Below are 22,925 nucleotides of genomic sequence, written 5' to 3'. Positions count from 1 at the left end.
GCATGAGCGAGCTCTTCGATGGCTATCACGCCAACTACCGCGACGTCGTGCAATCCTCGATCGACTTCTCGGGCTTGCCGCATGATTTCTTTATGCGCGCGAAGGCCGACCTGCTACGCGACCTGATCGCGCAGCGGCTGGGCACCGAGAGGCCCGACATGCTGGACGCCGGCTGCGGCGTCGGCAGCCTTCATCCGCTGCTGCACGGCATCGCCGGCAGCCTGAGCGGCATCGACGTTTCGTCGGCCAGCCTGGCGCAGGCCCGCGCGGCCAATAGCGGGGTCGACTACCGCGAGTTCGACGGCCGCACTTTTCCCTTCGAGGACGCCAGCTTCGATCTCGTCACGGCCATCTGCGTGATGCACCACGTCGTCCCCGCCGAATGGGCGCATTTCATCGCCGAGATGCGGCGGGTGGTACGCCCCGGGGGGCTCGTCTGCGTGATCGAGCACAATCCGTACAACCCGCTGACGCGTCTTGCCGTCGCGCGCTGTGAGTTCGACCGGGACGCCGTCTTGCTCAGTGCCGGCAAGACCCGAAAGCTCATGGCGGCGGGCGGATTGCGCGACATCGGCGCGCGCCATTTCCTGCTGCTTCCCTGGGACACCAAACCGGCGCGTCGCCTCGAAGAGGCCCTGCGCGGCGTGTCGCTCGGCGGTCAATACGCGGCCTTCGGCACCGCCTGACTTTATCTCTGCGGCGGATCCCGCCGCTTGTGCACGACCGCCACCTCGTCGCTATGGACGCGTTGCCACTGGGGCATCCGGTCGAGCATCGCGACCGCCGGTGTTCGCGGCGCGAGCAGCGTCGCCCCGATGTCGTAGTCGTCGAGCAGCTTGAGAAAATCTGCAAGGTCGACCAGCGCCAGGGCACGATTGTAGCGGTCGATGAACGGTCCCCCGTACAGCTCGCCGCGACCATCGATGAAGGTGGGAATGCCGGCAAAGATCAGATAGCCGCCGAAGGAATAATCGTTGAGCACGCGCCCCGCCTTGGCGAGGTCGGCTTGAGCGACGGCAGCCTGGGGCGTGATGACGGCAGCCGGCCGTAAGTCGCGCGCCAGCGCCGCCCCGCTCATCGCGATCACGACACCAAACGCGGCCAGGTTCAGGCCGCGCGATGGGCCCGCCTCGTCGTCGGTGATCCGCCCGCCGAACTTCCGACCCAAGGGCGCCGCCAGATAGAGCGGCGCCAGCATCGCCAGCAGGTCCGCATTGCGCACTTGCGCCAGAGCGAAATGCAGCAGGCCGATCACCACCAGCGCCCGCACGACCGGCAGCGTGACGCCGCGCGTGAGCGCGAAGATGCCACCGAGCAGCAGCAGCTCGAATCCACCGACATGGCTGAAATCCTGCGGCCGCCATTCCCCGATCCAGGCGAGCGCAGAGCCGAGGCCGAGTGTCGTCAGCGGCATCAGCAGCGGTTCCGGCCCATGCGGCGTCAGGCAGGACGCCGCGAGGGCTAGGGCCGAGAAGGGCAGCCATCGCAGCAGCACGCGCGGCCACTCGCTCCGCCCCTCACGCAGCAGCGCCTCGAGCACCGCCGGGCCGATCAGCCCCAGCGCAAGAACCACGCTGCCATGCAGATTGGTCCACAGCACCAGCAGCGGCAGCGCCCAGTATGGCGGAGGCCCGCCGCGATCCATGCAGCGCACCAAGGCAGCCGCCCAGGTCACCATCACCGGCAGCACGAGGACATGTGGCCGCGCCAGCATATGCGGCGCCAGCAGGATGATTGCCGCGATCACCATGAGCGCCGTGAGGGCCGGCGACAGCTCACGCAGCAGGAAGAAGGTGAACAGGCCGAAGGCGAGCGCAATTGCCGCGGCTGCCACCACGACGACGCCGGGCCAGCCGGACAATGCGTAGGCTCCGGCGTAGACGACTTCCGAGAGCCATTCGAACGTGATCCAGGGCGCGCCGTGCTTCGAAAACGAAAACGGATCGCTTTCCGGCAGCGCGCCGTGCGCGATGATCCAGCGCCCGACCTCGATGTGAGAATAGCTGTCGGGATCACCGAGCAGCCACGGCCCGACGACCAGCAGCATGGCATAGACGCCGAGGCCTACGGCCCAGGGGAGCGCCGCACGTGCCGAAAACGGTTGAACCGCGCTGTGGACGACCTGGTCAGTCATGGCGGGCCAAATTAGGACGCAAGCGTTAAGTTCTTCTTTAGTGATTCCGCCGTTTGTCCCAAAGCCGCGCGCCCCGCCCACGCCGGGAGACCGCCCGCATCCGCGAACCACCAGCCAACAAAAAACGCGGCGTTTCCGCCGCGTTTTGCAATCTCGACTGTGGCTTCCGATCAGGCCTGCGGCTGCGGCTCCAGGCCGGGATCCGCATCAGGCCGCGGGCGCGGCGTCTTGCCGGCCGGGGGCACCGCGGAGGCACGCGGCGTGGTCGGCTCGAGCACCGATTCACGGTTCGGCTTCTTGCCCTTGAGGAGATCGACGATCTCGTCGCCGGAGAGCGTCTCGAACTCGAGCAGGCCCTTGGCGAGAGCTTCGAGGTCGGCGCGCTTCTCGGTGAGAATGCGCGTCGCTTCGTTGTAGCCCTCTTCCACGAAACGCCGGATCTCGGAGTCGATCTTCTGCACGGTCGCCTCGGACGCGTTCTGCGTGCGCGAGACCGACATGCCCAGGAACACCTCGTCCTGGTTCTCGCCGTAGGAGACGGTGCCGAGCTTCTCTGACAGGCCCCAGCGCGTCACCATCATGCGAGCCAGGCGTGTCGCCTGCTCGATGTCGGAGGACGCACCCGAGGTCACCTTCTCGCGACCGAAGATCAGCTCTTCAGCGACACGGCCGCCCATCATGATGGCGAGCCGCGAGGTCATCTGCTCCAGCGACATCGACAGCTTGTCGCGCTCCGGCAGCTGCATGACCATGCCGAGCGCACGGCCGCGGGGGATGATGGTCGCCTTGTGGATCGGGTCGGTCGCGACGACGTTGAGGCCGACGATGGCGTGACCGCCCTCGTGATAGGCCGTCAGCAGCTTCTCTTCCTCGGTCATGACGAGCGACTTGCGCTCGGCACCCATCATCACCTTGTCTTTCGCTTCCTCGAACTCGGCCTGCGTCACCATCCGCTTGTTGCGGCGGGCGGCCGTGAGCGCGGCTTCGTTGACGAGGTTCATCAGGTCGGCGCCGGAGAAACCGGGCGTGCCGCGCGCGATGGTCTTGAGGTTGATATCGGGGGCCAGCGGCACCTTGCGGACGTGAACCTTGAGGATCTGCTCGCGGCCGACGACGTCGGGATTGGGCACCACGACCTGGCGGTCGAAGCGGCCCGGACGCAACAGCGCGGGATCGAGTACGTCGGGACGGTTGGTCGCGGCGATCAGGATCACGCCCTCGTTCGCCTCGAAGCCGTCCATCTCGACCAGCAACTGGTTCAAGGTCTGCTCGCGCTCGTCATTGCCGCCGCCGAGGCCTGCGCCACGATGACGACCGACCGCGTCGATTTCGTCGATGAAGATGATGCAGGGCGCATTCTTCTTGGCCTGCTCGAACATGTCGCGGACGCGGCTCGCGCCGACGCCGACGAACATTTCGACGAAGTCCGAACCCGAAATGGTGAAGAACGGCACGTTGGCTTCGCCCGCGACCGCACGCGCGATCAGGGTCTTACCGGTGCCGGGAGGGCCGACCAGCAACACGCCGCGCGGAATGCGGCCGCCGAGACGCTGGAATTTGCCGGGGTCGCGCAGGAATTCGACGATCTCCTGGAGATCCTGCTTGGCCTCGTCGACGCCCGCGACGTCCTCGAAGGTGACGCGGCCGTGCGCTTCGGTGAGCATCTTCGCGCGCGACTTGCCGAAGCCCATCGCCTTGCCGGCGCCGCCCTGCATCTGCCGCGACAGGAAGATCCAGACGCCGATCAGCGCGATGAACGGTAGCCAGGAGACCAGCAGCGACACGAACCACGGCACGTTGTCGCCGGGCGGCTTCGCGGTGATCTGGACCTTGCTGTCATAGAGGCGCTTCACCAGCGTCGGGTCGTTCGGCGCATAGGTCTGGAAGCTGGAGCCGTTGGTGAAGGTGCCGTGGATGTCCGGCCCCTGGATTACGACGTCGCGCACGTTGCCGCGGTCAACCTCGCTCAACAGCTGGGAGAAGGCGATGTCCTGCGAGGAGGCGCGCTGGCCAGGATTTTGGAAGAGCGTGAACAACGCCAACAGCAGCAAGACAATGATGACCCAGAGGGCGAAATTGCGCAGATTGGCGTTCATCGATCTTCCTTCGTGGTCGCGCGGATCGCGGCCTCATCCTTGGGCTCTACGAGGAAATCCCCAAGGAATCCTCATCGTTAGACGATAACAATTTAGGTGCCGCCCCGGTCGCTGCCAAGGGAACGAGATGGGACTATTTATCCCATCTTAGAGCGATTCCCGCTGAAATAATGGCGACCCGGCCGGGGTTTTTCCTGCCTGGTTAAGGTGACCTGACGATGGCCGCCCGGAAACGGCCGGTGTCATGGTCCGCCCTCGTCCGTTTCTATCCACCCTTGCGGCGCCGGGCCGGCGCCGGCGCGACGTGGATACGCCCGTCGGCAAGGCTGATCAAGGCTCCCGCAAGGGTCTGCTTCAAGGCCGTCCGGCCCTTTGCGCCTGCGCGGGGGCTTGTGGCGATGGCCTGATCGAGCACCGCGAGGACGGCTTCAACCTTGCCGAGTTCCGCCGGCCCTTCATGCCCGAGGGCGTTGATGGTTCGCAGCAGGAGCCGCAACCGGACCTCTTCCGGCAGGGCCGCAAAGGCCGAGGCCTCGAAGCTTCGCACACCGACCTGCGGCGCATTGCCGCGATCCCGTAAACGGAGATATCGCTCGGCGCCATCGGCCAGCAGTTCGACCGCGGCATTGGCCCGCGCCAGCCGGGCGGCGAGCCGTCCCAGTGTGCGGGCATCGCCCCCCTCGGCCGCAAGCAGCGGCATCAGCGCGCGCAGCCGCGGCCGGGTAAAGGCTGTGTCGCGGTTGGTGGGATCGTCGGCGAAGCTGATTCCAGCCCGCTTCAGGGTCGCGATCAACTGCGCCTTCGGGACTTCGAGCAGCGGACGCACTAGCACGATTTCGTCGCGCTGGCTGTGGGGGGCCATTGCCGACAGCCCGGCAAGTCCGCTGCCGCGCAACAGGCGCATCAACAGGGTCTCGGCCTGGTCGTCTTGGGTGTGAGCGGTCAGCACGTGGCTCGCGCCGAGGGCACGCGCGGCCTGCGCGAGCAGGCGGTATCGCGCCTCGCGCGCCGCGGCCGGCAGACCTGTCTTCGGTTTTGCGCCGCGCCAGCGCAGCGTCCGGTGCGGCAATCCGAGTTCGGCGGCGAGCCGCTTGACTTCACGCGCCTCGCGCGCCGCCTCTCGCCGCAGCCCGTGATCGATCGTGACGACGGTGAGAACCGGGCCGCGCGCCAGGCTGCGCCGCCAGCGCGCCGCAAGCCACATCAGCGCGACCGAGTCGGGCCCGCCCGATACGGCGAGCACCAGCGCCGGCGCGCTCTTCAGGCCGGCGAAGAGCCGCCTCGCCTCGCGCGTCGAGATCGGAGAAGTGTCGTCGTCTGACATGACGCTGCCCAGCAATGCCGGCACCGTTTTAGCGCAACGCCATCGGCCTTGTCAGCGCTCGGCGCCGCGGGTCAGCACTTCACCCGCTTCTGCTCGCGGTCGACCGCGGCTTTGACGCCGGCGGAGGCGCGCGGGTATTTGCGACCGACCTCGCCGAAGGCGGCGCAGGCGGCCTCCTTCTCCTTCAGCGCGGCGAGCGACTGACCGAGCCGCAGCAGCGCATCCGGGGCCTTGGCCGACTTTTCGTATTTGGTCGTGACGGCGAGGAAGGCTTCCGCGGAGTCGCGGTATTGCTGGCGCTGGAAATAGCTTTCGCCGAGCCAGTATTGCGCATCCCCGAGCAGCGGGTCGCTTGGATATTTCTGCGTGAAGTTCTTCATGGTCTGCTCGGCGAGCGCATAGTCCTTGCGCTGCATGTAGCCGATGCCGAGATCGAACTCGTCGCGCGGCGTGGCCGAGGGTGGCAGCGTCGTCAGGGCCGGAGCGCCGGCAGGTGCCGGATAGCCTTGCTGGGCCGGCGGATAGCCTTGCTGAGCCGGAGGGTAGCCGGGCTGGGCCGGTGCGCCCTGCTGGTAGCGTGGGCTGGTATTGGCGAGATCGAGCGGCTCGCCCGCGCCGCGACCGCCGGGCGAGGCTGTCTGGTTGCCTGCCGACATCGGCTGCTGGCCGCCGCCGAGCGCGCGCGGCGCGCCAGGCGCATTCGGATTCTGGTTCGGGTCGAACGCATCGCCGCGGCGGTTTCGCCCGGGCGCGCCGGGCGCCGGCTGCTCCTGAACGATCGGCGCGGGAGAAGCAATCTGCGGCTGCTCGTAATTCGGCTGCACGGCCTGCTGCTGCGGCTGCTGGCGATAACCGGGCGCGCCCTGGCCTGGTCCGATCTGGGCGGGCGGCATCGCCGCGACGCCGGGCGCCTGTGCGGGCGCGCCTTGCGCGCCGCCTTCAAGCGCCCGCAGCCGCTCCTCGAGCTGGCGGTTGCGGTATTGCAGCTCTTCGTTCTGGCCGGTCAGCTGGCGCAGCTGGTTCTCGAGCCGCTCGATCCGCATCTCAGGATCGTCATCGGTCTGGGCGAAGACGGGTGAACACACGGAGAGCAGCGCGGCGATGGCCACCGTGCGGGTAAAGACCTTAAATCTGGATGACATCTTGCCCTGACGACGAAAGCGAAATGGCCTGCGACGGAACATGCGACGCGCCACACATTGAAGGGGAGTACGCCAAAAATGTGTCGGGCACCACGGCGATTCTGTCACGGATTGCTGAAACGAAACCGGCGCCCGAGAGGGCGCCGGTATAATCGGTTCTGGAAGATGAACGGCGCCTGACTGAGTGTCAGTCCGGCGTCAGGAGCTGGCGTTCAGCACGGTGACGGCGCGACGGTTCTGCGACCAGCAGGAGATGTCGTTACAGACGGCGACCGGCCGCTCCTTGCCGTAGGAGATCGTGCGCATGCGGTTCGGATCGATGCCACGCGAGGCGAGGAACGAACGCACCGACTGGGCGCGGCGAGCGCCAAGCGCAATGTTGTATTCGCGGGTGCCGCGCTCATCGGCATGGCCCTCGACGGTGAAGCTGTAGCGCGGATAGGTCTGGAGCCACTGCGCCTGCTTCTCCAGGGTCACGATCGCCTGCGGGGTCAGATCGGTCTGGTCGCTCTCGAAGAACACGCGGTCGCCCACGTTGACGACGAAGTCCTGCTGACTGCCGGGCGTCGCCGCATTGGCCATCGCATCCGTCGCAGCATTCTTGTTGGCGCAGGCGCCCATCGACAGCGCGACGGCGAGCACCGCTACCAGCTTCAATCCCTGGAGGATACGCATAGGATGTTTCATTCCGGAGCCTCCACGCTCACGTTTCGTCCACTGCTGTCCGGTCTACAGGGGGTTGGTTAAGCGAACGTTCCGTCAACCTTGACGGAACCTTGCCTCAGCCGATCAAATGCCCCCAACCAGCGAAAAGCAACCGTCATGGTTAATGGGTTGTAAATGTGGCACGAGGGTGAAGGCAAGCCTCGCCAACCGGCAAAACCGCCGGCATTCGCCGGAATTTGGGCGCAGAAGTTGATGTGTGGCGACCTGTAGCCGGCCAAAGCGCCCAGGCTCAACAGCCTGAGCCGCATCTTCGCAACCGCCGACTCAGGCGTGTGCGGCGTCCGCCACGAGCACCGGCCGCTGCGGCACCTGGCGCTGGCCCCCGCGCCCGAACAGCATCCGCCGCTCGAAGGCGGTCGACCGCATGATCGGATAACGCTCGAACACCTTCTTGCGGAAGTTCGGGAAGTCCGCCGCCATCAATCCGAACGGCTTGGTGAGGCCGGGAACCAGCCGGGGCTCGGCAATGGTCTCATGCAGGAATACCCGGCGGTAGAAGGCCTGATGCTCGGAACGCACGATGGCGAGGCCGAGATCGGCATTGAAATGCTCGCAGGCCATGTAAGCGAGACGGGTCGTCAGATAGGGCAACTCCGGAACGCGCTTCACCTGGTCGGGATCCGCGACGAAGCGGGTCGGGTCGATCATGACCTCGCCGCGATCGAGCCGCGGCATCAGGATGTCCGGGAAGACATCGGCCGAGGTGGACTCGCGCCATTCCGACGTCAGCACGCTGATGCGCACCGAGCTGCAAAGCTCGCCATGGAGATAGACGCCGAAGGTCCACGCGTTCGGCAATTCGTCATAGCGGTCGGTGACGCGTTCGTCCGCCGAAGGCTTGACGGCGCCCTCCCGCAGATAGGCGCGGTAGCGGAGATTGTAGATCTCCTCCTTCTCCGCGGCGGTTTCCGCAAGATGATAGTCGACGTCGGTCAGGAGCTCCGCTCCCCGTCCAACAGCCGAAATGACAGATCTGGCTGAGGACTGCATTCCAACTCCCTACCCACACTCACGCCGCGGGCTCGAAAGCCAATTCTGGCCAAACAACTTCCGCGCGCGTGGCAATTATTAACACCCTCTTAACAAGGATGCAAAGCAATCGAATAGTTAGGGTTAACCCCCGTAGCACTACGGTTAGCCGCAACAGTCTGAAATGATGGGACGTTTCAAGAAGGGGGTTTAAGCGAAGGAGCGCGAGCTGGCGACGTGGAGCTGGCCTTCGCCGCGCCGTCCATGCGAGGCGTTGAGCAACTGGCGCATCCGCACGGCGGGCACCGGCCGGCTGAATAGATAGCCCTGCGCCTCGGAGACGGTGCCGTCGGCGCTGATCAGATCGAGCTGCTCGTTGGTCTCGATGCCCTCGACCACCACGGCCATGCCGAGATCGGCCGACAGCCGCGCCACGCCGCGCAGCAGCGTCAGCGGGCGGTCGGTGTCGATGCCTTCGAGGAAGGAGCGGTCGATCTTCACCTTCTGCATCGGGAAATTGTGCAGATAGCTGAGGCTCGAATAGCCGGTGCCGAAATCGTCGAGCGAGATGCGCACGCCGAGCGCGTGCAATTGCGACAGGATGTCGTGAGTGAGCTGGGTGTTGCGCAGCAGCGAGGACTCGGTGATCTCGATCTCCAGCCGGTGCGCCGGCAGGCCCGACACTTCGAGCGCGTAGCGGATTTCGCTCAGCACGTCGCGCTGGTGGAATTGCTGCGGCGAGAAGTTGACGGCGACGCTGACGCTCTCCGGCCACTTCATGCATTCCATGCAGGCGCGGCGCAGGATCCAGCGGCCGAGGTCGACGATCAGGCCCATGTCCTCGGCGACCGGGATGATGTCGACCGGCGAGACGGTGCCGCGCACCGGATGATTCCAGCGCAGCAGCGCCTCGCAGGTGGTGATCTTGCCGGACTTCAGATTGACCAGCGGCTGATAGAACAGCTCGAACTCCTCGTTGGCGAGCGCCTTGCGCAGATCGAGCTCGAGGATGCGGCGCGCCTCGACGGTCGCCGCCATCTCGTCACGGAAGAAGCAGAAGGTGCCGCGGCCGTCGGCCTTGGCGCGGTACAGCGCCATGTCGGCGTTCTTGAGCAGGGTATCGGCGCTGACGGCGTCGTCCGGCGAGGTCAGCGCGATGCCGACGCTGGCGCCGATCTCGACCAGATGATTGTCGATGCGGTAGCGCTCGCTCAGACGCTCGACGATGCGGCGGGCGAGCGAGGCGGCGTCTTCCGTCGACGAGATGTTCTGCTGGAACACGACGAATTCGTCGCCGCCGAAGCGGGCGACGAAATCTTCGGGACGCAGCATCTCGCGCAGACGGTTGGCGACCGCGCACAGCAGCTGGTCGCCGCAGGGATGACCGAGCGTGTCGTTGACCTGCTTGAATTGGTCGAGGTCGACGAACAGCAGCGCCGAGAGGCGCTCGGCGCCGTGGGCGTTGGCCAGCAGCCGCTCGATCTCGTCGCGGAAGCTGACGCGGTTCGGCAGCGCGGTGAGCTCGTCATAACGGGCGAGATGGCTGATGCGGGCTTCCGCAACGGTGCGTTCGGTGATGTCTTCCAGCAGCAGCACGGTGCCGCCGCCGGTCATCGGCTGGAACGTCCAGGACAATGTGCGCCCGCGTGCCGGATTTGGATCGGCGGTGACGATCTCGCAGATCTTCGCCTTCTCGATCTCGGCCAGGATCTGGTCGCCACTCCCGGCCGAAATGGATCCGGCGGCGACGCAGGCCGAGATGATGTCGGAAGCAATAGCGCCACGCTTGACCAGGTCCTCGGGCAGGGCCATCAGCTCGCCGAAGCGATGATTCATCACCGCGAGGCGGCCGTCGGCGCGAAACATGCACAGGCCGTGCGGCATGTTGTTGAGCGCGGTGTCGAACTGGCTCGCCAGTGCGGATTCCCGAAAGCTGGAGGTCAGCGCCTTGACGAAGATCGCATGCAGGCTGAGGTTGATGTTCTTCATTCCGATGAAGAAGAACACGAGCAGGATGGCGAGCCCGACATGGTAGAAGCCGCCGTGCAGCAGCAAGGCAAGCGACATCGGACCGCAGGCCAGCGCGACGTGCCACTGGATCACCCGCGGCTGTCCGTAATTGCGGGCGGCGCCGCCCGCGGTGTAGCCGATGCCGATCGCGACACACAGCATGTCGGCGACCGGATCGTTGTTGTTGTAGATGACGACGAAGGCCCACACACCGAGCACAGCCGCATAGCTCAGCGCGCCGATCCAGTAACGCGGGGCGAGGTGCTTGGCCTCTTCGAAGGACAGCATCTGGGTGCGGTTTTCGTACCCGCGCATCTGGAACGCGCGCGCGGTGCCGATGGCAATCAGCAGGAACGCAAGCGGCCACAGCCAGACGTCGCCCGTCTTCAACGCAGTCATCACCGCGGCCACGGCCGCGGAGGCCGAGCCGAGGAAGATCGCCCAGAAATTCTGCACCATGGAGTTGATGAGAGCGGCGTAGAGAATCGGCTCCAGCTCGTCTCGATCACTCTGCTTCTGGTCGGCCAGTTGCATTGGCTTGTTACGCGTCCTGTTTGGCGCGTACTTTTACCCAGCCCAGGTGAAGCCTTTCTGAGGGAACATCGTTAAAGTCGAGTTGTTTTCGTTATCTGCGAATTGATTTTCGCTTAAATATCAAGCAACTAGGCAAGTGCTGCCGAGCACAAGGTGAAGGAAAGCTTGCTTTGCGCGTAGAAGTCGAAAAACCCGGTGCGTTTTTCAACAACATCGCGCATCGGAACGCGCGATGTTTTAGTGTTCTCGTCAGCCCGCCGTCGAGGATAGCAGCGGCGACCATGCTGGGTCGGACGCGAAGCCCGGTGTCGGCACCTTGAGCTCGTTGCGGCCGGAGATGTCGACGCTGTACAGCGATGGGCCGCCATTGCCGCCGGGATCGCGGAAGAACATCAGCACGCGGCCGTTCGGCGAGAAGGTCGGGCCTTCGTTGTGGAAGCCGGAGGTGAGCAGCCGCTCGCCGGAGCCGTCCGGCTTCATCACGCCGATCGAGAACTGCCCGCCGCCCTGTCTCGTGAAGGCGATGTAATCGCCCTTCGGCGACCAGACCGGGGTGGAATAGCTGGCGTTGGTATCGTCCTTGGAGAAGGAGATTCGCTGCGCCTGCCCGCCGCCCGCCGCCATCACATAGATCTGCGACCGGCCGCCACGATCGGACTCGAAGCAGATGCGCGCGCCGTCCGGCGAGTAGGACGGAGACGTGTCGATCGCCGGCGTGTCGGTGAGGCGCGTGGTCGAGCGCGAGCGCAGATCCATCACGAACAAATTGGAATTGCCGCCCTGCTGCAGGCTCATGATGACGCGCTGGCCGTCCGGCGAGAATCTCGGGGCAAAGGTCATGCCGGGGAAGTTGCCGACGATCTCACGCTGGCCGGTCTCGATGTTGAACAAATAGACCTTCGGATCGCCCTGCCCGAATTCCATGTAGGTGATTTCCTGCGAATTCGGCGAGAAGCGCGGCGTCAGCACGAGGTCGGAGCCGCGGGTCAGATAGCGCACATTGGCGCCGTCCTGGTCCATCATCGCAAGCCGCTTGACGCGGCGCTCCTTCGGCCCGCTTTCGTCCACGAACACGACGCGGCTGTCGAAATAGCCCTTTTCGCCGGTCATCCGCTCATAGATCTGGTCGGAGATGATGTGGGCGATGCGGCGCCAATATTCTGGCGAGGTGAAATATTGCTGCCCGGCAAGCTGTTGGCCGGAGACCACGTCCCACAAACGGAATTCGGCCTTGAGCCGGCCATCTGACTGCCGCGTCATACGCCCCGTGACGAGGGCCTGCGCGTTGATGGTCTTCCAGTTCTGGAATTGCGGCGCGACGTCGATGTTGCTGATGCGCTCGATGAAGGCAGCCTGGTCGATCGGCGCGAACAGCCCCGAACGCTTCAGATTGTTGGTGATGACCTGGGTCACACCGTTGCCGACATCGCCGTCGGACGGCGAGCCGGGCACAAAATTGGTGATCGCGATCGGGATCGGCTGAAACTCGGTCGGGTCGATGCGAATTCGCGGCTGGGCCTGCGCGAAGGCTTGTCCGCCCCCGAGCATCGCGAGCGTCGATCCGGTCAGGGTCATGAAGCGGCGGCGGTTCATCGATCGGACGTCATTCATTGCAAAATTCTTTTGTTGGATGTCACAACATATCTTTCAGGCCGAAAGTCATCGGAATGAGCTTCCAGCTCTCGTACTGCTGCTTCGGCATGAACGAGTAGACCTGGCATTGCACGATGGCGCGCTTGGCGCTCTCGGCGATCGCCTGAGCAATCGAGCGCGACGGTCCCCTCACCGCGACCACGACGGGCTCGGACGCGAGCGATCCGTCGATTTTCATGGGAATGTCGATGTCGGCCTCGTACTGGTCGGCATCCTGCCCGTTATAGGTCGGCGTGAAGCAGCGCTTGACCGCACCCTGGAACGCACCACGCCAGGTCGCAATGTTGTTTGAGGCCGTGCCCGTCGCGGCCCCCAGCGAAGCCGACGCATTCAGTGCCGAGCCGGTCTGCTCGTGCCGGGTCGCAGCGCGCTTGTCGAGGTCGCGCTGGATTTGCGCGGGATCGAAGCTGCGCTCCTTGGGCTTCGGCTGCTGTTGCGGCTGCACCGCCGCGACCTTCTGCTCGACGGGTTTGGGCGGCGGCTTCTTGGTCTCCAGCTTCTTCTGCAGCTCGGCGATCGGATCTTCCTTGGCCGGATCAGGCTTCTTTTCCGGCGGCTTCGGCTCTTCCTTCGGCTTCGCCTCGGCCACGGGCTTCGGTGGCTCGGGCTTCTTCTCCACCGGCTTCTCGACCGGCTTCGGCGGCGGCTCCGGTTGCGAATTGGTCTTGATCAGTTCTTTCTTCTCAGTGACCTTGCCGACAGCGTCTTCCTCCGGCTTGGGCTCCGCGATCTTCTCGACCTTCGGCTTCATCTCTTCTTTCTTGCCGGTTTTCTGCCCGGCCATCATCTTCGCGAGCTGATCGGTGGAGATGATGTCGATCGGGAGCGACTCTTCCGGCGCCATGTAGGCCTTGCTGCTGAAGGTCACGAGCCCCCATCCCAGCACGAGCACGTGGAGGGCAATCGACGCAACGAGTGTCTTGTCGATGTTCACCTTCACCGGCTTAGGATCCCTGATCCGCTTCCGTGACGAGGGCGAGCTTCTTGAAACCGGCTCCGGACAACTGGCCCATCACCTTGGCCACCGTACCGTAATCCGCCTTCTTGTCGGCGCGCAGATAGATGCGTTCCTCGAGGCCGCCGCGGGCGTCGGTGATCGCCTTCAGCTTGGGGATCAATTCGTTGATCGCGATCTCGGTGTCGTTGATGAACACCTTGCCCTTGATGTCGACCGACATCTGGATCGGCTTCTGGTCGTTGTTTTCGAGGCTCTTGGCCTGGGTCTGCGGCAGGTCGAGCGGCACGCCGACCGTCAGCATCGGCGCCGACACCATGAAGATGATGAGCAGCACCAGCATCACGTCGACCATCGGCGTGACGTTGATCTCGGCCACGACGGGCTTGCGCCGGCCGCGGCGCCCGCCGCCTCCGGACGAACTCGCAACGTTCATGCCCATGGCTTGGTGCCCAAATTGCCCTTCACACTATACATCCCGCCCGTCAGCCCCGCTCGTCGATCTGACGTGACAGGATGGCGGAAAACTCATCGGCGAAGCCTTCCAGCCGCTGAGCCTGCCGGTTCACCTCCGAGGTGAACTTATTGTAGAAGATAGTGGCAGGAATGGCGGCGATAAGGCCGACTGCGGTCGCAAACAGCGCTTCCGCGATACCCGGCGCGACCACCGCCAAAGAGGTATTTTTCGACGCCGCGATCGACTGGAAGCTCGACATGATGCCCCAGACCGTACCGAACAGGCCGACGAAGGGGCCGGCGGAGCCCACGGTCGCCAGCACGAGCAGGCGACGCTCCAGCCGCTCGACTTCGCGGGCAATCGAGACGTTCATGACCTTGTCGATGCGCATCTGAAGGCCGGCGACGGAGCGGGCCTGGTTCTCGAATGAGCGCTTCCACTCGCGCATCGCCGCCACGAAACAGGCCGCCATCGAATGTGTCGGCTTGGCCGAGAGGGTGCGATAGAGCTCCTCGATCGATTCGCCGGACCAGAACGCCTGCTCGAAACGGTCCATCGAGCGGCGGGTGCGGGCAAACAGAAAGATCTTGTCGATGGCGATCGCCCAGACCCAGACCGAGCAGGCGAGAAGCCCCAGCATCACCGCTTTCACGATCCAGTGAGCCTGCCAGAACAGCGCGATCAGCGACACGTCCGCGGAAGCGGCAACCGGAAGGGCTGACTGAGCCACGTCGGCCGGATTCATAAGCAGTATCCTCTCAAGGCGATCGTTATCCGATGTACCGGCCAGCAAATGGCCGCCGGTTCCCCAATGGCCGCGCTAGAACCGGCGCGGCCGGCAAGCCCGCTCAAAGCCTTGTCTTTCTGGGTGCAGGGGCTCGTCCAAAGCCGCCGTCTGCATTCCCTGCCAAGATGTCAAAACTATGGGCCTTTGGCCCCGGGCCTTGACGATCCATGGCCTTGGGCTTTGGGCGCGATTGTCCGCCCTTACCAGAGCCCGGCGTTGGTTAATGCGAGGTTACCACAGGCCAATTTGGCTGCCGGAAAGGTAGGCAGCGCAGGAGGTTGGCGCCGGAACCCTTCGCCCAGGGCCATGTGACCGGACGCATCCTGCAGGCGATGCCTTTGCCGCGTCGATCCGGATCCCGCCACATCCAATGCCTGAGATGGTGCGTCACGCCGCCGAAGCGGGCTCGGGGCAGTTGGTCAGCCGCGCAGGATCGCCGACTGCCGTGCAGCCGCTTGGCACGTCCTGGGTCACCACCGTGCCGGCTCCGATCTTGGCGAAATCGCCGATTCTGATGTCCCCCAAGACGGTCGCACCGGCGCCGATATAGACGCCCCGCCCGATACGCGGCGAGCGCGTCGGCAACTCGCTGCCGCGGCCGATGCTGACATTCTGGAGGATGGTGACCTCGTCTGCGATCACCACATCGGCGCCGATCACGATCCCGGTGGCGTGGTCGAGATACACGGACGAGCCGACGCTGGCTGCCGGATGAATGCTGACCTGCAACAGGTTCGACGCTTCGTTCTGAAACAGAAGCGCCGCATCGCGATGGTCATGACGCCAGAGCCAGTTCGAGACGCGCCAGGCTTGCAGCGCGACATAGCCCTTGAAATGCAGCAGCGGCGCCAACAGACCGGCGATGGCGGGATCGCTGCGCACGATTGCCTGCAAATCACGGGCGGCAGCTTCGATCAATTCCGGCGCGTCGCGAAAGGCGTCGAGAGAAAAGGATGTGAAACGCGTTCGGCCTGCGGCGGTGCCGCCGAGTCTACGCCCGATCAGATCGGCCAGAGCTGCGGCGAAACTATCATGCGCCAGCACCGCATCGACAAGCGAAGTGCCGAAAACGGGATCGAATGCGCAGGCGCGCTGCGCCTCCTCGCGTATGGTCTGCCAGAGACGATCGTCCGTTGCGGTCGCAATTGTCATCAGGCCGCCTCCGGTGCTTGGGTGCTACCTTCACGTACCGACTATAGGCCGTAGACAGCCCGCGCGCCACGCGGCGCCGCAGCATTGCGACGACCCGAACACGATGCCGCAGCTCCCCGTGAGGCTACGAGGTTGCATGCCTGCTATCCGCGACCATATATTCACCCGAATATTCGGCCAACGCTGCTTTGGCCGGATGTCCTTGCAAAGCAGTTCCTTCAAACCCGCGCGGTGGTCCGCCATCCGCGGGTTTTTCATACCCGGCGATCGTCCGCGCTGCCGACGCGAAAACCGGATCCCCGTTACTGAGGTCACGCCAAAATATGTCGCCCAACGCGCCCGCCGACGACCACCACGACGACGTCATGTATCCCTCCGCCATACCGTTCGTGCTGGTCCATCTCGGCTGCTTTGCGGCGATCTGGTCGGGCGTCACGTGGCAGGCTGTCGCGATCTGCGGTTCGCTTTATGTCGTGCGCATGTTTGCGATCGGGGCGGGTTACCACCGTTACTTCTCGCATCGGGCTTTCGCCACCGGCCGCGTGTTTCAGTTCATCCTGGCCTTTCTTGCGCAAAGCACCGCGCAGAAGAGCGTGTTGTGGTGGGCGGCGAAGCATCGGCATCATCATCTGCATTCGGACACGGAACTTGACGTGCATTCGCCGCGTCAGCGCGGTTTCCTTTACAGCCATCTCGGCTGGATCTTCTACCGGGAGCATGACGCGACCGACCTCGTGAAGGTCGGCGATCTCACGGTCTATCCCGAACTGATGTGGCTGCATCGACTGGAGCTGCTGCCGGCCTTCGTGCTCGCTGCGCTCTGCTTTCTGGTTGCGGGGTGGCCGGGCCTGATCGTCGGCTTCCTGTGGAGCACGGTGCTGGTCTATCACGCAACCTTCTGCATCAATTCGCTGGCCCATGTGCACGGACGCAAGCGCTACGTGACAGGCGACGACTCCCGCAACAACTGGCTGCTGGCGTTGTTCACCATGGGTGAAGGCTGGCACAACAATCACCACGCCTATCAGAGCAGCGTGCGGCAGGGCTTTTACTGGTGGGAGATCGACGTCACCTATTACGTCTTGAAGCTGCTGTCCTGGTTCGGCATCGTCTGGAACATGAAATCGCCGCCTGAACAGGTGCTGCGCAACGAGCAGCCGCTCGGCGCCCGCGTCATCAATCGGGCAGCCCGTGAACTTGCCGGGCGGTTCGACGCGCCGAAGCTTGCACATGCGATATCTTCGGCGCTGCACCGCGCCGACCCGACCCAGCTGCAGCTGCCGACGCTGCACGACATCCTCAATCGCGCGCATGACGGTGTCGACGCGCTGACACATCTGCATCTGCCGAGGATACCGACGCGCGAGGAATTCCTCGCAGAGGCCAAGGCGATGTTCGCACGGACGCGATCACTCAACGAGATCGTGGATCATGCCTACGAACACTTCCTGACTTCGGTTCGTGCACAGCTCGTGACAGCGCGCTGAACCAAGCGACCATGCGGCCGGATTGGCGTGGCTTTCATCAGCTGCGCGCCTGCTTGCGCAGGCTGAACGCATAGAGCCAGCCGCCCGCGGCGACCAGGCCAGGCAAAACATAGAGCGCGAAATCGCGTAGCAGGATCATGGGTCGAGGCTCCCTGACGCAAACGTAACCGCGCGCCTGAGCGCGAACGCGGCGAGCTGGTAGAGGATGCAGCTGAGAAAAACCTTCCACGCGTTGCCGACCACGAAGTCCGGATAGAACTTGATCTCGGTCGGCCATCCGTTGAGGAACGCGATCGCCAGCGGCACCAGGCGTCCGAATCGGTCGAACAGGTCCGAGACGCGCTCGAGCAGCGCGATGCGTTGCGTGGTCTCGTTGCATCCAGCCGTGGCCATGGTCGGACCCGTCGGCGCGCGGAAAGCGCGCGGTCGAGACTTGGTCGGTGCTCGCGCGGATTGGGTTCTGCCATCTTGCGACGTAATCCGACTCCCCCGCAAACGGGGGCGAGGTCAGCCCCTAAAGCCAAACCGCCCGCCTGCGGGTTGCGCAGACGAGCGGCTCGGGGCCATCAGGACTTTGGGGGCATGCGCCTGAAGGCTTTGAGAGGGATCAGGCTCGAAGGTCAGCCCTGCTGCTGATCGGTCGGCGGCGGGGTCGGACGCGTCTTGTGCTGCGCCATGAACTGGTCGAACTCTTCCTTGTCCTTGGCGTGGCGCAGGCGATCGAGGAAGTTCTTGAACTCGACCTGCTCCTCCTCGAGCCGCTGCAGCGTTTCAGAGCGGTACTCGTCGAAGGCGCGGTTGCCGGAGGACGGCGGGCCGAAGCCAAAGCCGAAGCCGCGGCGCTCCATCCGGCCGCGCATGCGGTCCATCTTGTACTGCATCCGCTCCATCTTGTTCTGCCAGCGGTCCTGATTGCTCCAGCACGACATTCTTCTGCTCCCGAGTGTGAAAAAGAGAAGGGCGAGTCCGATCGGCCACCAGATGATGAAGCCGAGGATGGTCACGGCGATCCAGCCCGGATGCCAGGGCGTATCGAGCATGCGCGGACGCTCGTACGGTTGGTGTTGGTCCGAAGGGCCGCGCCAGCGATTGACATCAGCGGTGTAGGCCATTTCCTTCTCCATGACGGCGTCGGCCGTTGTGAATGTAAATAACATTTACATAGCTAGATCATCCCGCGATTTTGTCAAGCTGGCCGCCTGACACGCCCGCGTGATTATTTGCGTAATTTTATTTCGGCTTGCCCCAAGGGCCGCCCGGCGGCACGCCTGAACCGGAGGATGCCTCCGGCGGTACCGGCGGCGGCTCGGCCCCTTTGGGCGAAGGGCGGCGGTCGGTCGGAAAGCCGAGACCGCGCAGATAGATCAGCACCTCGGCCTCCAACAGCTCGTCCGGCGACATCGGCAGCTTTCTTCGCGCGGCGTCGCCGCGGGAGAACAGCGAGGCCACGCCGTGGGCCATCGACCAGATGTGCAGCGCCATCATCATCGCCGGCGGGCGCGGAATGCCGGGCGGCGCCAACGCCGCAAGCCGCTCGGCGGCGGCGCGAATGATGTTGAATGCGCGCTCGCTGGCGGCCTGAAGCGCCGGATTGGCATCGACCGGCAGACCGGATTCGAACATCGCGGCATAGAAGGCGGGCTCCTCGCGGGAGAAGGCGAGATAGGCCCTGCCGACGCGCTCGAACGCGGTGACCGTGTCGGGGCGGCCGTCGTCCCAGGCCGCAGTCAGGCGCGCCTCGAATTGCTCGAAGCCGCGCTGGGCAATCGAAGACAACAACTCGTCGCGGTCGCGGAAATGCCGGTACGGCGCCGCCGCGCTGACGCCGGCCATGCGCGCGGCATCGGCGAAGGTAAAGCCGGCCGCGCCCTTCTCGGCGATCAGCCCGAGAGCGGCCTGCAGAAGTGCTTCCTTCAGATTGCCGTGATGATAGCCGCGCTCGGCGCGGCGCTGCTCCTTGCGCCAGCTCATGTGAACGAGCTTTACATGAGCCGGACGCGAAGGTCACTAGCGGCGAGGCAGGATTAACCTCAGCTTCCATCGGCATGCCGATGCGTTGGCGCCCGCCCGGAACGGGCCCGCCACCGAAGCTACATCTGCGGAATTGGCAGGACCGGCATCACTTCGATCGCCTCGCCCGGAAAGATCGCAAAATGCGGATGGCTTTCGAACAGTTTGGCAGCCTCCTCCTGCGAGGCGGCCCGCACCACCGTGAAGCCGGTCAGCGCGTTGCTGGTCTCGGTGATGCCGCGTCCGTCGATCCTGCGGGTCTTGCCCAGCGGGCCGCCCAGCTCGACGATGACGTCCTTGTGCTTCTCGACCCAGCCGTGCCAGGCGGCCATGCCCTCGCGCTCTTTCACCTTCCGTTCCGCCTCGGGCATCGCATGCCAGGCTTTCATTTTCTCGCCGTTCATGCTGCCGAGATAGACGGCGAGGAAGTTGTGTTGGGTGCTCATCGGTCTCTCCGTTGTTGAGTCTTGATGTAGCCGCGGTCTCATCGCGACCCTTGCGGCTATTGCTTCAGGTCGCCAAACCCGGCGGCAGCGGCCTGCACGTCGGGCGGAAAGTCGCTGATCTCCTGCACCTGCCGGATCTCGATGATCTCGTTCGGCGAGGCCGGGCACCGCCTCGCCCAGGCAATCGCCTCGGCGCGCGAGGCAACCTCGATCATCCAATAGCCGCCCAGCACTTCCTTGGCCTCCGTGAAGGGGCCGTCCGTGACGATGGGCTTGCCGCTCGCGAACGAGACCCGCGCGCCCATCGACGGCGGATGCAGGCCGTCGAGCGTGATCAGCACGCCCGCGTCCTTCAGCGCCTCGTTGTAGCGCATCATCGCGGCGACGCGATCGGGATCGAGCTGCACGTCAGGCGGCGCGGCCTCGTAGCCGAGCGGGATCATCAACATCATGAATCGCATAGGTCGTGTCCTAGTCGTGTGCTGGCTTCCGCGGATGTCCGGGATGCGCCGTGAGGCGCACGCCCGCTTGCCTTCAAAGACGAATGAGTTCTCGCGGAACCGACACGCCCGCGGAAAATAATCCGGAGGCTCCCGCCCTAGCGCGGCTGCGGCGGGAAGCGGCCGTGCTGACGGGCTGCGCCGCATTTGACGTCGATGCGCCGGAGATTGCCGCCTGCGACGGTGAAGAACTCCATGTTGCGAAAACTCCTGCCATCCGTCGAAAGGCAGAGACAAGTGACGAAGGCCTCCTCGCCCCGGACGAAGATGCATCGATGTCATGCCGTGCGATCCAACCGGTGTCGCGCCAGCAGCGTTCAAAATAGGTCGCCTTGTCGAAGTCGCGTCGGACGGGCTGGTGAACCGGAAATCGTCGGCCAATGCGTCGGCGACCCGCTGCCGGTCGCTGGCGAGATAGGCGGCGAAGAGGCCTCGGATCAGGCGTTCTCGGTCGTCGGACGTCCGCTGTCTCCGCAAAGGAAGCATTGCGCTGAAGACGATTCACACCGGATCACGCCGACACCGCGGCTGCGCAACACCGGCTCAACACGAAAAATATTTCGCTGCGCCCCCCGTAAAACCACGGCCGCCGATTGTGAACCCCGACGTGCATATGAGCCAAGAACCGCTGTTGGTTGAAGTACATGGCCGATACCCGCATGATCTTAGAACCAGCGTGGGCGACGACTCGTGCTTTACGGTTGCTCAATAAGAGAGTGCAACTTTTCACTCCGGGGAACGGTATTTTTGGCAATCCGGTCGATTCGCCTCTGAAGCATTGCGGAGCTTACGTGTTTAATTTCCAGAGCAAGAAGGTCAGGCACGCGGTCGCGGAGGTCGAGGCGCTCGACCGGTCGCAGGCTGTGATCGAATTCAGTCTCGACGGCACCATTCTCGATGCCAATGAAAACCTGCTCAAGATGAGCGGCTACACGCTGGCCGAGATCAAGGGCAAGCACCACAGCATCTTCGTCAGCCCCGCCGAGCGCGAGAGCGCTCGCTACCGCGACTTCTGGGCCAGCCTGAACCGTGGCGAATTCCAGACCACGCAATACAAGCGTTTCGGCAAGGACGGCAAGGAAGTCTGGGTCCATGCGTCCTATGCGCCTTTGCGCGACGAGAACGGCAAGGTGATCAGCTTCATCAAGTTCGCCACCGACATCACGGCGTACAAGATCAAGACCATGGAGGATTCCGGCAAGATCGCCGCGATCAACCGCGCACAGGCCGTGATCGAGTTCAACATGGACGGCACCATCGTCACCGCGAACGACAACTTCTTGACCGCCATGGGCTACTCGCTCGACGAGATCAAGGGCAAGCATCACAGCATGTTCGTGACGCCCGAAGATCGCGCGAGCGCCGGCTATGCCGCGTTTTGGGCCAAGCTGAACCGTGGCGAGTTCGAGGCGGCCGAATACAAGCGGCTCGGCAAGGGCGGCAAGGAGATCTGGATCATTGCCACCTACAATCCGATCCTCGACGAAACCGGCAAACCGTTCAAGGTGGTCAAGTTCGCAACCGACGTCACTGCGCAGAAGATGAAGGCGGCCGACAATGACGGCCAGCTCGCCGCGATCCAGAAGTCGCAGGCGGTGATCGAGTTCAACATGGACGGCACGATCCGCTCCGCCAACGAGAATTTCCTGAAGGCGATGGGCTATTCGCTGGCTGAGATCAAGGGTCAGCACCACTCCATGTTCGTCGAACCGGACGAGCGGAATGCGCCGGCTTATCGCCAGTTCTGGGAGACTCTCAACCGCGGCGAATATCAGGCCGCGGAATACAAGCGCATCGCCAAGGGCGGGCGGGAGATCTGGATCCAGGCGTCCTACAATCCGATCTTCGACCTCAACGGCAGGCCCTACAAGGTGGTGAAATATGCCACCGACATCACCGCGCAAGCGATCGGCCGCAAAAAGGCCGACAACGCACGCGGGCTGATCGAGGCGGTCGCGGCCGGCAGCGAACAGATGAGCGCCTCGATCCGCGAAATCTCAGAGACCATGGCGAAGTCGCGCGAGAACTCCAAGGTCGCGACCAACCGGGTCGAGGCCGCCGACGGCCAAGCCCAGAAGCTGAACGCGGCCGCGCAGGCCATGAGCGGCATCGTCGAGATGATCGCCGGCATCACCAGCCAGATCAACCTGCTCGCGCTGAACGCCACGATCGAATCGGCGCGCGCGGGCGAAGCCGGCCGGGGTTTTGCGGTGGTGGCCTCAGAGGTCAAGAACCTCGCCAACCAGGCCAAGCAGGCGACCGACACCATCACATCCGAGATCGACGCGCTCAACACCATCTCAGGCGACGTCGCCAGCTCGCTGACTGCGATCAAGGCCGCGATTGCCGGCGTCAACGAGTTCATCGCCTCCACTGCCGCAGCGGTCGAGGAGCAGAGCATCGTGACATCGGATATGTCGGCCAATATGCAGCGCGCTTCGGCGGAGCTTTCGTAGGAAGACGGCCTTGATCGATCTCCGTCCTTCTTGCCGGAACGAAAGCGCAGTAAAAGGCGCTGGCCGCCCCTGCGGCTCCCGTTTCCG

Annotated in this window: 20 protein-coding genes; 3 read left to right on the top strand and 17 right to left on the bottom strand. The window is 64.4% G+C overall.

Features of this window, described 5'->3' with window-relative positions:
* The first annotated feature begins 2 nt into the window (after positions 1 to 2).
* Positions 3 to 686: a class I SAM-dependent methyltransferase gene (locus JQ580_RS03015; protein WP_249134002.1), complete on the top strand. Its 684-nt coding sequence runs from the start codon at positions 3 to 5 to the stop codon at positions 684 to 686.
* Positions 687 to 688: 2 nt separating this feature from the next.
* On the opposite strand, the gene JQ580_RS03010 is transcribed toward JQ580_RS03015, so the two are convergent.
* The 12 genes from JQ580_RS03010 to JQ580_RS02955 form a co-directional block, all read right to left on the bottom strand.
* On the bottom strand, positions 689 to 2,134 hold the full coding sequence (locus tag JQ580_RS03010) for a hypothetical protein (RefSeq protein ID WP_212278246.1): 1,446 nt from the start codon (positions 2,132 to 2,134) through the stop codon (positions 689 to 691).
* A gap of 170 nt (positions 2,135 to 2,304) precedes the next feature.
* The gene (gene ftsH / locus JQ580_RS03005; protein ID WP_212278245.1) at positions 2,305 to 4,230 is read right to left on the bottom strand and encodes an ATP-dependent zinc metalloprotease FtsH; all 1,926 of its coding nucleotides are present in this window, start codon (positions 4,228 to 4,230) and stop codon (positions 2,305 to 2,307) included.
* Between the two features lie 265 nt (positions 4,231 to 4,495).
* Positions 4,496 to 5,554, bottom strand: coding sequence for a tRNA lysidine(34) synthetase TilS (tilS, locus tag JQ580_RS03000; RefSeq protein ID WP_212278244.1), 1,059 nt, complete (start codon positions 5,552 to 5,554; stop codon positions 4,496 to 4,498).
* A 71-nt stretch (positions 5,555 to 5,625) separates the two neighbouring features.
* Entirely contained in the window at positions 5,626 to 6,696 is a 1,071-nt protein-coding gene (ybgF, locus tag JQ580_RS02995; protein WP_212278243.1) for a tol-pal system protein YbgF, read from the bottom strand.
* Between the two features lie 198 nt (positions 6,697 to 6,894).
* Positions 6,895 to 7,383 carry a peptidoglycan-associated lipoprotein Pal gene (gene pal, locus JQ580_RS02990; protein ID WP_018317777.1) on the bottom strand — a complete coding sequence of 163 codons (489 nt, stop codon included), beginning with the start codon at positions 7,381 to 7,383 and terminating at the stop codon, positions 6,895 to 6,897.
* A 303-nt stretch (positions 7,384 to 7,686) separates the two neighbouring features.
* On the bottom strand, positions 7,687 to 8,412 hold the full coding sequence (locus JQ580_RS02985; RefSeq protein ID WP_106948158.1) for an N-acyl amino acid synthase FeeM domain-containing protein: 726 nt from the start codon (positions 8,410 to 8,412) through the stop codon (positions 7,687 to 7,689).
* Between the two features lie 189 nt (positions 8,413 to 8,601).
* Positions 8,602 to 10,935, bottom strand: a complete 2,334-nt coding sequence (locus JQ580_RS02980; protein ID WP_212278242.1) for a putative bifunctional diguanylate cyclase/phosphodiesterase — start codon at positions 10,933 to 10,935, stop codon at positions 8,602 to 8,604.
* Positions 10,936 to 11,184: 249 nt separating this feature from the next.
* A complete protein-coding gene (tolB, locus tag JQ580_RS02975; protein WP_212279180.1) occupies positions 11,185 to 12,528 on the bottom strand; it encodes a Tol-Pal system beta propeller repeat protein TolB in 1,344 nt (447 codons plus the stop codon).
* 40 nt (positions 12,529 to 12,568) lie between these two features.
* Entirely contained in the window at positions 12,569 to 13,528 is a 960-nt protein-coding gene (locus tag JQ580_RS02970; RefSeq protein WP_212278241.1) for a protein TolA, read from the bottom strand.
* A 4-nt stretch (positions 13,529 to 13,532) separates the two neighbouring features.
* Positions 13,533 to 13,985 (bottom strand): protein TolR, encoded by a 453-nt coding sequence (gene tolR, locus JQ580_RS02965; RefSeq protein ID WP_063201086.1) that lies wholly within the window; start codon positions 13,983 to 13,985, stop codon positions 13,533 to 13,535.
* 43 nt (positions 13,986 to 14,028) lie between these two features.
* Positions 14,029 to 14,745 (bottom strand): protein TolQ, encoded by a 717-nt coding sequence (gene tolQ / locus JQ580_RS02960; RefSeq protein WP_106948155.1) that lies wholly within the window; start codon positions 14,743 to 14,745, stop codon positions 14,029 to 14,031.
* A gap of 429 nt (positions 14,746 to 15,174) precedes the next feature.
* Positions 15,175 to 15,939, bottom strand: a complete 765-nt coding sequence (locus JQ580_RS02955) for a serine acetyltransferase domain-containing protein (protein WP_212278240.1) — start codon at positions 15,937 to 15,939, stop codon at positions 15,175 to 15,177.
* Between the two features lie 323 nt (positions 15,940 to 16,262).
* On the opposite strand from JQ580_RS02955, the gene JQ580_RS02950 reads away from it, so the two are divergent.
* The gene (locus JQ580_RS02950; RefSeq protein ID WP_212278239.1) at positions 16,263 to 17,426 is read left to right on the top strand and encodes an acyl-CoA desaturase; all 1,164 of its coding nucleotides are present in this window, start codon (positions 16,263 to 16,265) and stop codon (positions 17,424 to 17,426) included.
* Positions 17,427 to 17,561: 135 nt separating this feature from the next.
* Here JQ580_RS02950 and JQ580_RS02945 read toward each other — a convergent pair whose 3' ends face one another.
* The 5 genes from JQ580_RS02945 to JQ580_RS02925 all read right to left on the bottom strand — a co-directional run bounded on the left by JQ580_RS02945 (position 17,562) and on the right by JQ580_RS02925 (position 20,343).
* Positions 17,562 to 17,819 carry a hypothetical protein gene (locus tag JQ580_RS02945; protein WP_212278238.1) on the bottom strand — a complete coding sequence of 86 codons (258 nt, stop codon included), beginning with the start codon at positions 17,817 to 17,819 and terminating at the stop codon, positions 17,562 to 17,564.
* A 227-nt stretch (positions 17,820 to 18,046) separates the two neighbouring features.
* The gene (locus JQ580_RS02940; protein WP_212278237.1) at positions 18,047 to 18,538 is read right to left on the bottom strand and encodes a DUF2852 domain-containing protein; all 492 of its coding nucleotides are present in this window, start codon (positions 18,536 to 18,538) and stop codon (positions 18,047 to 18,049) included.
* A 118-nt stretch (positions 18,539 to 18,656) separates the two neighbouring features.
* Positions 18,657 to 19,397, bottom strand: coding sequence for a TetR/AcrR family transcriptional regulator (locus tag JQ580_RS02935; protein ID WP_212278236.1), 741 nt, complete (start codon positions 19,395 to 19,397; stop codon positions 18,657 to 18,659).
* Positions 19,398 to 19,516: 119 nt separating this feature from the next.
* Entirely contained in the window at positions 19,517 to 19,882 is a 366-nt protein-coding gene (locus JQ580_RS02930) for a YciI family protein (protein ID WP_212278235.1), read from the bottom strand.
* A 56-nt stretch (positions 19,883 to 19,938) separates the two neighbouring features.
* Complete coding sequence (locus JQ580_RS02925; protein WP_212278234.1) at positions 19,939 to 20,343, bottom strand: YciI family protein; 405 nt, start codon at positions 20,341 to 20,343, stop codon at positions 19,939 to 19,941.
* 830 nt (positions 20,344 to 21,173) lie between these two features.
* Here JQ580_RS02925 and JQ580_RS02915 point away from each other — a divergent pair.
* Positions 21,174 to 22,838 carry a methyl-accepting chemotaxis protein gene (locus JQ580_RS02915; protein ID WP_212278233.1) on the top strand — a complete coding sequence of 555 codons (1,665 nt, stop codon included), beginning with the start codon at positions 21,174 to 21,176 and terminating at the stop codon, positions 22,836 to 22,838.
* Positions 22,839 to 22,925: the final 87 nt, after the last annotated feature.

Origin of the sequence: Bradyrhizobium sp. SZCCT0148, from assembly GCF_018129985.1 — a bacterium.
Taxonomy (GTDB): domain Bacteria; phylum Pseudomonadota; class Alphaproteobacteria; order Rhizobiales; family Xanthobacteraceae; genus Bradyrhizobium; species Bradyrhizobium japonicum_H.
This window is presented reverse-complemented; position numbering and strand designations above follow the sequence as displayed.